The organism is Nonomuraea turkmeniaca (assembly GCF_005889735.1).
Lineage (GTDB): Bacteria > Actinomycetota > Actinomycetes > Streptosporangiales > Streptosporangiaceae > Nonomuraea > Nonomuraea turkmeniaca.
Window position 1 is genome coordinate 30,089 of record NZ_VCKY01000018.1, and the last position, 14,958, is coordinate 45,046.

12 protein-coding genes are annotated in these 14,958 nt (G+C 70.5%); 4 read left to right on the forward strand and 8 right to left on the reverse strand.

The genetic code is table 11. The features are described 5' to 3' along the window. Positions 1–90: 90 nt before the first annotated feature. Positions 91–453 carry an ArsR/SmtB family transcription factor gene (locus ETD86_RS07725; RefSeq protein WP_138665412.1) on the forward strand — a complete coding sequence of 121 codons (363 nt, stop codon included), beginning with the start codon at positions 91–93 and terminating at the stop codon, positions 451–453. On the opposite strand, the gene ETD86_RS07730 is transcribed toward ETD86_RS07725, so the two are convergent. The 8 genes from ETD86_RS07730 to ETD86_RS07765 all read right to left on the reverse strand — a co-directional run bounded on the left by ETD86_RS07730 (position 450) and on the right by ETD86_RS07765 (position 10,941). Then, positions 450–1,058 (reverse strand): ACT domain-containing protein, encoded by a 609-nt coding sequence (locus ETD86_RS07730; RefSeq protein ID WP_138665413.1) that lies wholly within the window; start codon positions 1,056–1,058, stop codon positions 450–452. The genes ETD86_RS07725 and ETD86_RS07730 overlap by 4 nt on opposite strands. 200 nt (positions 1,059–1,258) lie before the next feature. Beyond that, the gene (locus tag ETD86_RS07735) at positions 1,259–3,751 is read right to left on the reverse strand and encodes a bifunctional cytochrome P450/NADPH--P450 reductase (protein ID WP_246147757.1); all 2,493 of its coding nucleotides are present in this window, start codon (positions 3,749–3,751) and stop codon (positions 1,259–1,261) included. 76 nt (positions 3,752–3,827) lie between these two features. After that, the gene (locus tag ETD86_RS07740; RefSeq protein WP_138665414.1) at positions 3,828–4,127 is read right to left on the reverse strand and encodes a hypothetical protein; all 300 of its coding nucleotides are present in this window, start codon (positions 4,125–4,127) and stop codon (positions 3,828–3,830) included. A 36-nt stretch (positions 4,128–4,163) separates the two neighbouring features. Beyond that, on the reverse strand, positions 4,164–5,414 hold the full coding sequence (locus ETD86_RS07745; protein ID WP_246147758.1) for a NosD domain-containing protein: 1,251 nt from the start codon (positions 5,412–5,414) through the stop codon (positions 4,164–4,166). 61 nt (positions 5,415–5,475) lie between these two features. Continuing rightward, entirely contained in the window at positions 5,476–7,248 is a 1,773-nt protein-coding gene (locus ETD86_RS07750; protein ID WP_138665415.1) for a glycoside hydrolase family 13 protein, read from the reverse strand. Between the two features lie 5 nt (positions 7,249–7,253). Beyond that, positions 7,254–8,093, reverse strand: coding sequence for a sugar ABC transporter permease (locus ETD86_RS07755; RefSeq protein WP_211369891.1), 840 nt, complete (start codon positions 8,091–8,093; stop codon positions 7,254–7,256). Next, positions 8,090–9,658 (reverse strand): ABC transporter permease subunit, encoded by a 1,569-nt coding sequence (locus ETD86_RS07760; protein WP_138665416.1) that lies wholly within the window; start codon positions 9,656–9,658, stop codon positions 8,090–8,092. The genes ETD86_RS07755 and ETD86_RS07760 overlap by 4 nt, the downstream gene beginning before the upstream one ends. 5 nt (positions 9,659–9,663) lie before the next feature. Continuing rightward, positions 9,664–10,941 carry a sugar ABC transporter substrate-binding protein gene (locus tag ETD86_RS07765; protein ID WP_138665417.1) on the reverse strand — a complete coding sequence of 426 codons (1,278 nt, stop codon included), beginning with the start codon at positions 10,939–10,941 and terminating at the stop codon, positions 9,664–9,666. A gap of 248 nt (positions 10,942–11,189) precedes the next feature. On the opposite strand from ETD86_RS07765, the gene ETD86_RS07770 reads away from it, so the two are divergent. The 3 genes from ETD86_RS07770 (at position 11,190) to ETD86_RS07780 (ending at position 14,953) form a co-directional block, all read left to right on the forward strand. After that, entirely contained in the window at positions 11,190–12,683 is a 1,494-nt protein-coding gene (locus ETD86_RS07770) for a glycoside hydrolase family 13 protein (protein ID WP_138665418.1), read from the forward strand. Positions 12,684–12,748: 65 nt separating this feature from the next. Then, positions 12,749–14,104, forward strand: coding sequence for a sensor histidine kinase (locus ETD86_RS07775; protein WP_246147760.1), 1,356 nt, complete (start codon positions 12,749–12,751; stop codon positions 14,102–14,104). Between the two features lie 36 nt (positions 14,105–14,140). Next, on the forward strand, positions 14,141–14,953 hold the full coding sequence (locus ETD86_RS07780; RefSeq protein ID WP_138665419.1) for an SAM-dependent methyltransferase: 813 nt from the start codon (positions 14,141–14,143) through the stop codon (positions 14,951–14,953). The last annotated feature ends 5 nt before the right edge of the window (positions 14,954–14,958 follow it).

The window sequence follows — 14,958 nt, forward strand, 5'->3', positions numbered from 1 at the left end:
CCTGAGGGGTCGAGCCGGAATCCCGCTGCTGGTCAGACATGGCATCGCCTCACTTGCGCTCTTCATCCCTGTTGACCAGGATATGTAGTCATGTACGCACGCGACAACGCCTCAGGTGCCAACCACTCGCAGGAGCAACTGCACCCCACGCAGAAACAGGTGACCGCGGCCGTTGACGCCTTCCGCATGCTCAGCGATGCGACACGCCTCAGACTGATGTGGTTGCTGTCGTCCGCCGAGTGGGACGTGAACTCACTTGCCGAGTCCATCGGCGTGCCCCGGCCGTCGGTGTCGCAGCACCTGGCCAAGCTCCGTCTCGCCGGCCTGGTGACCACCCGGCGGGACGGCCGCCGGGTGCTCTACCGGGCCCGTGACTCACACGTACGGGCCGTCATCGCGGAGGCCCTGTTCCACGCCGACCACGAGGTGTCGGGCATCCCTCGCCACGACTAGACCGGCGCGCGGGCGGCAAGCCTGGCGACGACGTCCACGATGCGGGCGGCACGTTCCAATTCGGCGCGGTGGAACACCGGGCCCTCGGCGCGGGCCACGATCACGTGCATGCCCAGCGCCACCACCGGCAGCAACATCAGCCGCAGTTCGCGGGCGTCGAGTGAGATGGCCCGCGGCGGCGGCTCCGGCAGGTCGAACGTGTCGGGAGCGGCCAGCGATGCATGCCTTATGGCACCGTCGGCCACCGCCAGCGACCATTCCGCCCCGCACAACCCCGGCAGCGCGTCCACCAGCGTGGCGAAGCCCCGTCCCGGCTCGGCCACGACGTGCATGAGCAGGTCGTAGTCCAACGCCGAACCCGGCACCTCCTTGGTCGCCCAGACCCCCTCAACCCGTACGCCGGGCACGACGGACAGCCGCTCGCGCGCCTCCGACGCGGTCACCGGGCCGGGCCACGAGACGGTGAAGTCGTCCACGGCCCGTCCAGCCTCCCGTTCGAGAACGGTGACCTGCAGGATGTCGGCTCCGAGTGTGCCCAGCGCCTTGGCCACCTGCCCCAGTCCACCTGGCCGATCCGGCAGCGACACCCTCAGTCGCAGCAGCATTGCCGCCCCCTTTCCAGAGGCTCTCACAGTGCCGTGGAAAGATTTCGAGCACGTTCCACGGATATGTCGCGCATGCTGCGGTTATATCCCAGGATGAAGGCCTAAGTCCGGATTGTCGAGAACGCTCTACCAACTGTGAGCCACGGCTTTTCCCAGGTCGCGGTAGGATCGCCCGGCCCGGGCGGGCGACCATACCAGGCTCAGGCGAACACGTCCTGCTGGTAGCGGCCGTCCGTCTCCAGGCTGGCCAGCCACGCGGCGCCGTCCTCACCCGTCCGTTCCCGGTAGAGGTCCAGCAGCGCCCGCCGCACGGCGGGCGCCATCCGCAGGCCGTCGCCGCAGACGTACACGTGAGCGCCCTGCTCCAGCAGCTGCCACACCTCATCGGCGTGCGCCGCCACGGCGTCCTGCACGAACCGGTACGGATGCCCGGGCACGGCCGAGTACGCGGCGTGCACCCGCACCTCGTCCCGCTCCGCCCAGGCCGCGAGCTCGTCCGCGTACAGCAGGTCGTGCTCGGGGTGACGGCACCCGGCGAACACCTCGGCCCGCCCGCCGGCGCCCGCCAGCGCGCGTTCCTCGAGGAAGCCGCGCAGCGGCGCGAACCCGGTGCCGGGGCCGACGAGGATCACGGGCGTGGCCGGGTCGTCAGGGAGCCGGAACGGCGGCGCGGGCACGCGGACGTAGCCGTAGAAGACCTCGCCTTCCTTCAGCCCGGCGAGGTAGGCCGAGCACATGCCCTGGTAGGTGCCGGCGCCGGACCAGGCGGGGCCCTCCACGAGCCCGACCGTGAGCCGTACCAGCGACGGGTCGGCCAGCGGCGACGACGAAACGGAGTAGTAGCGCGGCTTGATCGGCCCGGCCATCTCCAGGAACACCGGCAGCGGCAGCTCGATCGCGGGGAACCGCTCCAGCAGCGCCAGCGGGGAGACCCGCTTGGCGAGGATCTCGTCGACGTAGCCGGCGGTCAGCGCGGTCAGCTGGCCGCGCGTCCACGGGCAGGCGGTGTGCGCGGCCAGCGCCTCCAGGTCGGCCCTGGTCGCCACCTCCTGCACCTCGGCGAACTCGGTCAGCAGCAACCCGGCCGTCACGGGCGTTTCCACCGGCAGGTGGGTGGCTCCGGCGGCGCGCAGCCGCACGACCTGGTCCCTCGGGACGCGCAGGCAGCGCAGCGCCCATTCGACCAGCTCGGGGTCGTTCTTGGCGAAGACGGCCACATGGTCGCCGGCCGCGTACGTGACGCCCTCGGGCAGTCTGGCCACGATGGAGCGCACGCCGGGGCGCGGCCCTTCGACCGAGAAGTCCCAGAGGCCGGTGGGGTCGCCGGTCAGCTCCTCGTTGGAGACGACGGTCAGCGGGAAGGCCCGCTCGGAGACGACGGCCGGCCGGACCTCGGCCTCGCTGAGCACCTCCATCTCGTAACGCGGCCCCGCGGACTCGGCGCCCAGATCCGAGTGGGCGCTGTACTCCTCGGCCAGCGCCGCCCACAGCCGGGCCGTCCACGCCGACACGTCACCGTCGAAGTCGCCGTCGGCGTCGGCCTCGCCCCGCTCGATCAGCGGCACCGCTCCCGCGGCCGTCAGCTTCTCGTAAGCACGCCTTGGGAACGCCTGGTACGTGGGCCACTGCGTGTTCCCGCAGCCCAGCACGGCGAGGCGGACCCCGGACAGGTCGGGCAGCGCCTCGAGGGCGTCGAAGCGCTGGGCGTTGTCGGGCGCCTTGCCGTTGTAGGAGGAGGCGACCACGACCAGCGGGCCCTCGCTCGGCGGGGCCAGCTCGTCGAGCGAGGTCAGCGTGGTGGCGAACCCGGCCCGCCCGGCCCGCTCGGCCAGCCGCTCGGCGATGTCGGCGCTGGTGCCGAGGTTGGAGCCGTACGCGATGGTGAGCGGCACGCCGGTGACGGCGATCTCCTGCTGCTCGGCGATCTCGGCGGCCTCGGCGACGGCGGCCGTCCGCTCGTGGGCGCGGCGCTCGCGCACCCGGAGCGTGAACCCGTCCGGCTTGATCGTGAGCGTCTGCTTGATCTTCATGCGGTACACGTCCGGGTCGGACAGCGCGAAGCGGCGCAGGATCATCGCCAGCGCCAGCCTGGCCTCGGTGAGCGCGAACTGACGGCCGATGCAGGCCCGCTCGCCGTTGCCGAACGGCTTGTACGCGCCCGGGTGGTGGTCCTGCCTGTTCTCCGGCAGCCAGCGGTCGATGTCGAACTCTTCGGGCCGCTCCCACGCCTTGGGGTTGCGGTGCAGCACCGGCAGCAGCACGACGACCCCCTGGTCCTTGGGGATGGGGTAGCCGCCGATCGTGGTGTCCTCGATCGCGCTCACGCTGAACGCCGGGATCGGCGACCAGACCCGCAGCGTCTCCTCCAGGATGCGCGGGATGACGTCGAGCTTCATCACGGTCTCGTAGGCAGGCGGCTCGTCGCCCGGCAGCAGCCTGTCCACCTCCTCGTAGGCGCGGGCCAGCGTGTGGGGCTCGCGCAGCAGGTTGTACAGGGCGAAGGAGAGCAGGCCGCTGGTGGTCTCGTGGCCGGCGATGAGGAAGGTCAGGACCTGGTTGCGGATGTTCTCGTCGGACAGCCGCGCGCCGCTCTGCGGGTCGGCCGCCTCCAGCATCAGGCCCAGCAGGTCCTTGGAGCTGGTGACGCTGTCGGCGCGGCGCTGCTTGATCACGTCGTCGACGAGCGCCTGCATGGTGGCGATGTCCTTTCCGCCGGAGCGGGTGCACGGCGAGGAGTGTGAGCCGGCCCGACCCTGACCTGGCGGAGCCTCAGGCCGACGCCTGCCATACGGCCTCGAAGGCGGACTCGGGGATCTCGGTCAGCTCCCAGATCTCCAGCGGCTGGTCCGTGAGGAACCCCCGCTCGTCCTGCAGATGCCGCCACCAGTAGCGGCGGGCGACACGGTCGGCGCCGACCTCGACCTGCCGGACAGCCCAGTGCTCGCCGTCGCCCTCGACGCTCTCGAACAGCCAGGCGCGGCCGTCCTCGTCGGCCATGTGCCAGTAGTGGCGGGGAGCGTCGGACTCGGCGAGTTGCCTGACGAGCGGTTGCCGGAGATCTGGTAGCACGGGCCCCACTCTAGACACCGCCACCGTCAAAAGGCGTCAGCGCTGGTATGCCCCCGCGTCCGGCGCCCCGGCCACGGCCTTGCCCGCCGCGTCCTTGGCGAAGGTCTTGCCCCCGTACCACGTGGCGGTGAGCGCGAGGCCGCGGTCGAGCGCCGGGGAGCCGGGCCGCAGGCGCAGGTCGGTACGGGAGACGAACTGCGGGTTCGCCACGACCGACTTGGGCCCGAGCTTGAACTTGGCCGTGCGGCCCTGGTACACGCTGCCGGCCTCGTCCGCGCCCTGGCCGTCCTCCCAGCCGGCCTCGCCGCCGACGACGATGACGTTGTTGCGGAGCTTGAGCACCGACGGGGAGCAGCCGTCGTGGCAGGACCAGCCGACGGTGTCCTTGGCCGGCAGGCGGACCGAGTTGTGCACGGCCACGGTGCCCTTGACCGGGCCGACGATGTGGCCGGCGCCGCGGGTGATGAGGAAGGAGCCGCGGCTGCGCGAGGAGGTCACGACGTTGAAGGCGAAGACGTTGCCGGTGGCGGTCTTGCCCTTCTGGGCGCCCAGCTCGGTGAAGGTCTCGTTGTTCCTCGAGATGTTGCGGGTGACGCGGTTGCGGTCGCCGTTGAAGATCTCGACGGCGGCCCCGTCGGTGCCGTAGTCCTGGCTCTTGGCGAAGCTGCCGGTGATGGTGTTGCCGGTGACCACGTTGTCGTCGCCGTTGAGCAGCACGCCGAAGGCGCCGGAGTCGTTGTCGCCGCCGTCGTCGTTGACGCTCATCCGGTTGTTGTCGGTCAGCACGCTGTCGCGGATGGTGTTGCGCGAGCCTGACGCGGTGACGAACACGCCGGCGATGTTGCGGTCGGCCTGCACGCCGGCCAGCACGTTGTTGTCTCCGTCGATCTGGAAGCCGGCCCAGCGGCAGCCAGAGGCCCGCAGCCCGCCGACCCTCCAGTGATCGCCTGAGATCACCACGCAGTCGACCTCGTCGCCGCTGATCTTGGCGAGCGGGCCCTTGCCGTACGCCTTGATGGAGATCGGCCGGGCCGCGGTGCCCTTGGCCGCCAGGGTGAGGGTGCCGCTGAAGGCGCTGCCGCGCTTGACGGCGACGGTGTCGCCGGGCTTGAGATCGGCCGCGTTGATCATGTCCAGCGACTTCCACGGGGCGGTCGCGCTGGTCCCTGCGGCCGCGTCGTCACCCGCCCTGGAGTCCACGTAGTACGTCGTGCCTGCCTGGGCCGACGCCGCGACCGGGAAGGCAGGCAAGAGCGAGGCCATGACGGCGACGGACAGCACCCTCATACGAGCACACCACTATCTAGTTGAAACGACGAATAAAACGGGGAAAGCCACCGTAGCGTGATCAATGTGTGAGACGCCAGACACGCAGCGAAGGTCCGTCGCCGGGGATGACGTCGCCGTCCTCCGCGTTGTGCACGCCCTCCGCCCGCATCCCGATGGCCAGTGGTTCGCCGGGCGCGCGGCGCGCGCTGACCAGCAGCGTCTCCTGGTAGGTTTCGCGCGCGAACACCAGGCAGTCGGCGTCGGCGTGCAGCCATCGCAGCCCGCCGTGGCGCAGCGCGGGCTCGGCGCGGCGCAGCCCGAGCAGCCGGCGGTACCCGGCGAGGGTCGCCAGGTCCTGGTCGGCGGGCCGGTTCCAGGGCATCGGGGTGCGCGAGTGCTCGCCGTTCACGCCGGTCAGGCCGAACTCGCTGCCGGCGAACACCATCGGCGTGCCGGGCAGCGTGGCCTGCAGGCCGAGCGCGAGCAGGTGCCGCTCGCGCGAGCCGGTGACGGTCCTGATGCGCGGCGAGTCGTGCGAGTCGAGCAGCTGCCACGAGTGCCGGTACGACCGCCACGACATGTGGGAGGCGAACGACCGGAACGTGGCCAGCGTGGCCGGCCCGTCCCGCCTGGGCACGCCGCCCGGCACCCCGAGGAAGTGCTCCAGGTCCAGCTCGGGGCCGCGCAGCCAGGTCCAGACGGGGCGGGTGAAGCCGCCGTAGTTCATGGTGCCGTGCCAGCCGTCGCGGTCCAGGTCGGGTGTGGCGTCGTGGTTGTGCTCGGCGATGAACGCGGCCTGCGGGCCGAGCGCGCGCCGCAACAGGGCCGCGACCTCGTGGTTGTGGTCGGCGGCGCCGAGCCTGCCGGTCATGTTGGCCACGTCCACGCGCCAGCCGTCCAGCCGCCCGAGCCATTTCGTCAGCACGCCCCGCATGGCGGCGCGCACGCGCTCGCTGGCCCAGTTGAGCTTGGGCAGCGACTTGACCCCCCACCAGCTCTCGTAGTCGCCGGTTTCGGGGTCGAAGTAGAACATCTCGCGCTCGGGCGCGTTCACGTCGGACACCGCGGCGGTGAACCATTCGTGTGCGTCGCCGCAGTGGTTGGTGGTGATGTCGCCGAGCAGCCGCATCCCGCGCGCGTGCACCGCGTCGGACAGGCGGCGCAGGGCCGCGTCGCCGCCCAGCAGCGGGTCGATGGTGTCGAAGCTGGAGGCGTCGTAGCGGTGGTTGGAGCGGGCAGGCCAGATCGGCGTCAGGTAGACGGTGTCGGCGCTGAGACTCTGGATGTGGTCGAGCCGCTGGACGACGCCGTCGAGGTCGCCGCCGTAGAGCTGCTCGGCGGTGCCGGGGCCACTGGGGATGACCGGGTCGCGGTCCCAGTCGCGCGGCTGCGCCCAGTCGGGCAGCTTGCCCATGGGGCGGGAGCGGTCGAAGCGGTCGGGGAAGATCTGGTAGACGATCGCGTCCGCCATCCACGTCGGCGGCGGCTGGTGGCACACCAGGCGGAAGTCGCTCGCGTCGGCCAGGTCGTGCGTGACGAGCCCGGCCGCGGTCAGCCAAGCCTGGCCCCTCCCGGTGCTCAGCAGGAACCGGTACGGCGTGACGGGGTTGACGGCGGCGATCTCGGCCCGCCACCAGACGTCGGTCCCGCCGAATCCCCCGATGTCGCGCGACGTTCGTGCCGCCTCGGCGTACCGCGGCTCGCCGTCGTGCACCGTGCGCACGTGCACGCCGGTGACGCCGGCGGCGAGCGGCGCCCGCAGCCAGAGCGTCACCAGCGACCCGAGCTCGGGCGCCTGCTCCGAGACGTACAGGGCCGAGCCGTCGTGATGGGGCTCCCCGATGTAGCGCAATGCACCTATCCCTTGACTGCTCCGGCGGTCAGCCCGGAGACGATGTACTTCTGCAACCAGAGGAACACACCCACCGTGGGAACGGCGGTCAGCAACGTGGCCGCGGCGAACATGCCGAAGTTCGCGTTGCGGCGGTCGCCGGCGATCATGCCGTACATGCCCACGGCGAGGGTCTTGCTCTCGGGGTCGCGCAGGAACACGTTGGCCATGAGGAACTCACTCATGATGCCGATGAACGCCAGCATCGCGGTGACCGCGAGGATCGGCGTGACCAGCGGCATGATGACGCGCCAGAAGATCTGCGCGTGCGTGGCCCCGTCCACGGTGGCGGCCTCGTCGAGCTCCTTCGGCACGGTGTCGAGGAAGCCCTTCATGAGCCAGGTGTTCACGCCGAGCGCGCCGCCCAGGTAGAGCAGCATGAGCCCCCACACGGTGTTGAACCCGAACGCCGGGTACAACTCGGTCACCCTCGTGAAAATCATGAAGATCGTGACGATGGCCAGGAACTGCGGGAACATCTGGATGAGCAGCAGCGCCAGCAGCCCGACGCGACGGCCGGCGAAGCGCATGCGGCTGAAGGCGTACGCGGCGAACATCGACAGCAGCAGGCTCGCGAACGACGCCACCAGCGCGATGAACACCGAGTTGAAGAACCACCGCGCGAACGGGTAGGTGTCGGAGCCGAACAGGCTGGCGAAGTTGGCCAGGCTGGCCCCGTTCGGCAGCAGGTCGGTCGAGGCCAGCGTGCCCAGCGGGTTGATCGCCGCGGAGACCACGAACAGGATCGGGAACACCGCGAACGCGCACACGGCGAGCACGAACACGTGCCTGAGGGCGATTTTCACGCGTAGACCTCCTCCTGCTTGCGCGTGCGCCGGAACGCCACGGCCGAGACGACCGCCACGATCGTGAAGATGAACACCGAGATCGCCGCCGCGAACCCGAACTGCGCCCCGCCCGCCCCGAACGCCAGCCGGAACGTGTAGGTGATCAGCAGGTCGGTGCCGCCCACCTGCGGGCTCTCGGCCGGGAAGGGCCCGCCCTCGGTGGTGAGCGCGATCGCGTTGAAGTTGTTGAAGTTGAACGCGAACGACGAGATCAGCAGTGGCGTGAGCGCGACCAGCAGCAGCGGCAGCGTGACCCGCCGGAACGCCTTCCACGGCGTGGCCCCGTCGATGGAGGCCGCCTCGGTCAGCTCGCGCGGGATGGCCTGCAGCGCGCCGGTGGTGACGAGGAACATGTACGGGAACCCGAGCCACAGGTTGACCAGGATCACGCCCAGCCTGGCGGTCGCGGGCTCGCCCAGCCAGTCCACGTTGGCCCCGAGCAACTGGTTGATCAGCCCGAAGTCGCGGTTGAACATGTCACGCCACACCAGCAGCATGGCGAAGGCGGGCATCGCGTACGGCAGGATCAGCAGGATCCGGTAGACCCGGGTGCCGCGCATCCTCGGGTTGTGCAGCGCCAGCGCCACCGACATGCCGAGCGCGAACGTGCCGAAGACGGAGGCCAGGGCGAAGGCCACGTTCCAGCCGAGCACGCCCATGAAATATCCGGAAATAGTGGGATCGGTCAGCACGCGGGCGAAGTTGTCGAACCCGACGCCGACCTGCCAGCCCTGCGCCAGGTGCTCGCCCTTGGCGTTGACGAAGTAACCCTGGTCCGCGTCCGCCGTCCAGGTGTCGCCGTTGCCGCGCACGCAGTCGCAGGCGGCGTCGTACACCAGCGCCGCCCGGCCTTCGACGGCCCGGCTGAGCCCGTTGGCCTTGATCACGCCGCCGTCCGTGGGCACGGCCAGCGCGGAGATCTCCTGGGCGCGGGCGGCCGCCTCGGGCGCCTTGAGCACGGTCAGGCCCGGCGCCTTCAGCACCTTGCCGGTGACGCCGACCTCGGCGCCCGGCAGCGGCGTCAGCCCTTCGGCGGTACCCAGGCCGACCTGCTTGGTCGCCGGGTCCACCAGCAGGAACACCAGCTCGTCGCCGCGCAGCGCGGCGGTCAGGCCGTACTCGGGCGAGCCCGGGGTCTGCCGTACGGAGCCGGTCTCGATGGCGGTGATGGCCGCCGCCTTGTCGCCGCGGTGCCCGTCGCCGAAGTTCGTGAACGCGGTGGTGACCGTGTAGACGACGGGGAACACCTGGAAGGCGAGGAGGAAGACGGTGCCCGGGATGAGGTATTTGGCCGGGATGAAGCGGCGGGTCAGGTAGAGGGAGGCGATGGCCGCGCTGGCCGCGCACAGCAGCCCGAGCGACACCCACGACCCGGCGGCGACCAGCGGCGGCACGGCGTAGAGCAGGATCGCGGCGGCCACGGCCAGCACCGCGATCCTGCTCACCACGAACGCCGTGGTGATCTCCCGGCGGGGCCGCCCGGGCGCGTTCGCCCGGGCCGCCTCACGCACGTCCACAACCATGACCGTCAGTTCTTCAGCGCGCCGTCGATGGCCTTCTGGGCGGCCGCGGCCGCCTTGGCGGCGTCGCCGCCCTTGACGACGGCGGTCTCGGCGATGCCGAACGGCTCCCAGATCGCGGCCATCTCGGGGATGGCGGGCATCGGCATGCCCTCCTTGCCGGCGTCCATGAACTTGACCGCGTCGGGGTCGGAGGCCTGGACCTCCTGCAGCGCGGCGGTCAGCGCCGGGGGCCGCGGGTCGGCCTCGTACAGGGCCTTGGCGACGTCCTTGTTCGTCACGTAGTTGGCGACGAACTCCTGGGCGAGGGCCTTGTTCTTGCCCTTGGAGGCGACGAAGAACGACTGGACGCCGACGAACGGTGTGGCCGGCTTGCCGTCCTTGAACGCCGGGACGGCCGTGATGTCGTACGAGATGCCGCCCTTCTTGACCTCGCTGATCGCCCACGGGCCGGAGACGAGGTAGGCGCACTTGCCGGCGGCGAAGTTCACGATGTAGTTCTCGTTGGTGATCGACGTGCGCAGCGCGCCGTCGCCCTTCTCGCCCAGGGCCTTGAGCTTCTCGAACGCCTTGACCGAGTCCGGCGCGCCGAGCAGCACCTGCTTGGGGTCGGGGTCCCCGCTGGGGGTGGCGCCGAAGAGCGCGCCGCCGCCGGAGGCGAAGAGCGGGTAGACGTGGAAGGCGTCGCCCTTCTGGCCGACGGGGAGGCAGAGCACCTCCTTCACCTTTCCGGCCGCCTTGAGCTCCTTGCCCTTGTCGATCATGTCCTCGATCGTGGCGGGCGCCTCGGGGGCGAGCTTGGTGTTGCGGATCAGCGCGATGTTCTCCACCGCGTACGGCGCGCCGTAGATCTGCCCGTTGAACGTCACGGCCTGGACGGCCTTCTCGGAGAAGGCGGCCTTCTGCTCCGCGGTCAGCGTGACCGGGTCGATGGCGCCGTTCTGCACGAGGTTGCCGATCCAGTCGTGCGCGCCGATCATGATGTCCGGGCCGCTGCCCTGCTGGGAGGCGGTGAGGAAAGTCATCTGGTTGTCCTTGCTGATCTCCTTCACCTCCACCGTCACACCGTTCTCGGTGCCGAACTGGTCGGCGAAGGGCTTGAGCGGCTTGACCCGGCTGGGGTCGGCCCAGATCACGAGCGTGCCGGAGCCCGCACCGGTGGTGGCAGCCGGGGCGGAGGCGGACGCGCTGGGCGCCGCCGGGGAAGCCGACTGGGAGTTGCCGCAGGCCGTGGCGGCGAACGCGAGGGTCGCGAGGGCGGCCGTGCCCAGAGCCCGCATGCGCATGGGACCTCCTGAGGTCACGCAGGAGCGGCGACGCGAGGACACGCGCCGCCGCAAGGAGAGGAAAGCCAGACTTTTCAGGGACGTTACTGGCTTTTTGCAAGAATTGGAAGAACTTGCAGAAAGCGTTACAGAAGCGCCATGTGAGATCTGCAAGTTTCCGAAAGTTGCACTTGACCGGGCGGGAGCCCTCGCGTCATCCTTCACCAGAACATCACCCGACATCTCGGGCATCCGGGGGAAGGACAGCCATGCTCGGCAACGATGACTGGTGGCGCGACGCCGTCGTGTACCAGGTCTACCCGCGTAGCTTCGCCGACGCCAACGGCGATGGCATGGGAGACCTCGAAGGCGTGCGCGACCGCCTGGACTACCTCGCCGGCCTGGGCGTGGACGCGATCTGGTTGAGCCCCTTCTACACCTCTCCCATGGCCGACGGCGGCTATGACGTGGCCGACTACCGCGACGTGGACCCCATGTTCGGCACAATCGCCGACTTCGACGCGCTGATCGCCGACGCCCACGCCAAGGGCATCAGGGTCATCGTGGACCTGGTCCCGAACCACTCCTCCGACCAGCACCCCTGGTTCAAGGCGGGGCTGCGCGACCGCTACATCTTCCGCGACGAGCCGAACGACTGGGAGTCGATCTTCGGTGGCCCGGCCTGGACGCAGTCCGCGGACGGGCAGTGGTACCTGCACCTGTTCGCGCCCGAGCAGCCGGACCTCAACTGGGACAACCCCGAGGTACGCGCCGAGTTCCGCGACATCCTGCGCTTCTGGCTGGACCGCGGCGTCGACGGCTTCCGGGTCGACGTGGCGCACGGCATGATCAAGGCCGCCGGGCTGCCCGACGTGGGGCCGAAGGACGGACCACAGGCCGAGATGCTCGGCGACGAGCAGGTGCCGTACTTCGACCAGGACGGCGTGCACGACATCTACCGCGAGTGGCGGCCGATCCTCGACTCCTACCCCGGCGGCCGGATGGCCGTGGCCGAGGCGTGGGTGTCCTCGCCGGAGCGGCTGGCCCGCTACGTCGGGCCCGACGAGCTGCACCAGGCGTTCTCGTTCGACTTCATGATGGCCGACTTCCACGCCAAGTCGTTCCGCACGGTCATCGAGAAGGCGCTCAAGGAGTCCGAGCTGGTGGGCGCGCCGACCACGTGGGTGCTGTCCAACCACGACAAGCCCCGCCACGTCACCCGCCACGGCGGTCTGGCCCGCGCCCGGGCGGCCACGCTGCTCATGCTGGCCCTGCCCGGCTCGGCCTACCTCTACAACGGCGAGGAGCTGGGCCTGCCGGAGGTGCTCGACCTGCCCGACGAGCTGCGTCAGGACCCGGCCTTCCTGCGCCGGGGCGAGAGCCGCGACGGCTGCCGGGTGCCGATCCCGTGGACCGCCGCCCCGGGCTGCGGCTGGCGGGACCCCTGGTTGCCGATCCCGGAGGGGTGGGCCGCGCTGTCGGCCGAGGCCCAGGAGGATGACCCGGACTCCACGCTGAACCTCTACCGAGCGGCGCTGCGCCTCCGCAAGGAGCACCCGGCGCTCGGCGGCGGCACGGTCACGTGGCTCGACTCCCCCAAGGACGTGCTGGTCATCGAGCGCGACCCCGGCCTGGTCGTGGTGCTCAACACCGGCGAGGAGCCGGTGCGGCTGGACCTGGCGGGCGAGGTGCTGCTGTCCAGCGGCCCGCTGGCGACCGACGGGTCGGTTCCGCCGGACACCGCGGTCTGGTTCCAGAGGTGACCAGTTGGGGGAATCTTTCCCTTTACGCGACATATGACGGTAATTACTCTCGGTAATGTCGGTGGGTGTCTGCCTTGTGGGCGAGGTCCTTGCGGGGACGCGTCACCCTCATCGCGACGGCCGTAGCCGCCCTCGTGCTCATCCCCGTGGGCGTCGGGGCGGTGCTGGTGACGCGGTCGCTGGTGGAGGCAGGCGTGTTCGAGGACACCAGGGACACCGCCGAGCGCATCGCGTACGAGATGCGCAGCGGCGCCCTGCCTTTGGGCGCCTCCATCCCCGTGCCCAACCCGTCGGTGAACCTGATCCAGATCATCGGGCCGGACGGGCGGATCCTGGCCACCAGCGACGCGGCCAGGACCATGCCCCCGCTCAGCGACGTGCGGCCCACGGACGACGACCGGGTCATCAGCACCACCAACTGCCTGCCGACCGAATGCGTGCACCTGTCGGCGGTCCGGGTGAGCAAGTTCGCCGACTCCCCCGTCGTCTACGCCGGGCGCAGCACGCCTGACCTGCTGGCCACGCGGACCTTCGAGGTGATCGTCTTCGCCGAGATCGCCGTGCTGATCGCGCTGACGGGGTGGGCCACCTGGCTGGTCACCGGGCGGGCGCTGCGTCCGGTGGCGACCATGCGCACGGAGCTCGACGCCGTGCACGCCGGCGACCTCAGCAGCCGTGTCACCCAGCCGCCGGGCACCGACGAGGTGGCCGAGCTCGCCAGGTCCGTCAACAGCACGCTGGCCCGGCTCGAACGCTCCGCCGCGCAGCAGCGGCAGTTCGCCTCCGACGCCTCGCACGAGCTGCGCACCCCCATCGCCGGGCTGCGCGCCCAGCTCGAGAGCGCCCAGCTCTACCCGGACGACACCGACATCGAGACGCTCGTCCGCAGCGCCCTGCGCGACACCGACCGCCTGGAGGCCATCATCACGGACCTGCTCCTGCTGGCCAGGATCGGCTCCCGGGTGGACGCGGCCAGCGAGCTGGTGGACCTGGCCGAGCTGGTGCGCCAGGAGCTGTCGGTCCGCAGCGACAAGGTGCCGGTGCACGCCGACCTGGCCGAGGGGGTGCGGGTGTACGGCGTACGGCTCCAGCTGGCCAGGGTGCTGACCAACCTGCTGGACAACGCCCAGCGGCACGCCGAGCACTTCGTCCAGGTCACCGTCGCCAAGGAGGACCGAACCAAGGGGGACGGCACGGCCGTGCTGTCGGTCGAGAACGACGGCGTGGAGATCGCCGAGGAGGACCGCGAGCGCATCTTCGAGCGTTTCACCCGCCTGGACGCCGCCCGCAGCCGCGACGCGGGCGGCACGGGCCTGGGCCTGGCCATCGCGCGGGACGTGGCGATGGCGCACCGCGGCCAGATCACCGTGGAGGACCGCCCGGGTGGTGCCAGGTTTGTCCTGCGACTTCCCGCCGTTTAGTCCCGTTTCATCGGCAAACAGTGTGATCATGGGTGTATGACGGAACGACCGCCGCAGGGAGTGGACCCGCGCACTCCGAACGCGGCGCGCATGTACGACTACTTCCTCGGCGGCAAGGACAATTTCCAGGCCGACCGCGAGCTCGGGGACCTGGTGTTGAGCGTGATGCCGGAGATCCGGGTCGGTACCAGGGAGAACCGGGCGCTGATCGGCCGCGTCGTACAGTATCTGTGCGAGCAGGGCATCACCCAGTTCCTGGACCTCGGCTCGGGACTGCCGGCGCAGGAGAACGTGCACGAGGTGGCGCACCGCCACGCGCCGGAGGCCCGCGTGGTCTACGTGGACAACGACCCGGTGGTGGCCTCCCACGGCCGGGCGATGCTCGCCGACCCCAACCGCGTGGCCATCGTGCTGGGCGACATCCGCCGTCCGGAGGAGATCCTGACGGACCCGGAGGTGCGCGGGCTGCTGGACTTCGACCGGCCGGTGGCGGTGCTGATGATGTTCGTCCTGCACCTCATCTCCGACGAGGACGACCCGCAGGGGTTCATGGCCGCCTACCGCGACGCGCTCGCCCCCGGCAGCTATCTGGCGATCTCGCACGGGACCAACGACGTGGCCACCGAGCGGGTGATGCAGGTCAGTGAGTTCTACAAGCGGGCCAACGCGGCGTTCACGCCGCGGCCCGGCGGGGAGATCGGCGCCTTCTTCGGCGACTTCGAGCTCATCCCGCCGGGCCTGGCGACCGGGCCGGGGATGCCGTGGCCTTTCACGGATCCCGATCACCCGTTGTTCATGGACGAGGAGATGACCTATATGGCGTACGCGGGCATCGGCCGCAAGCCCTAGACCGC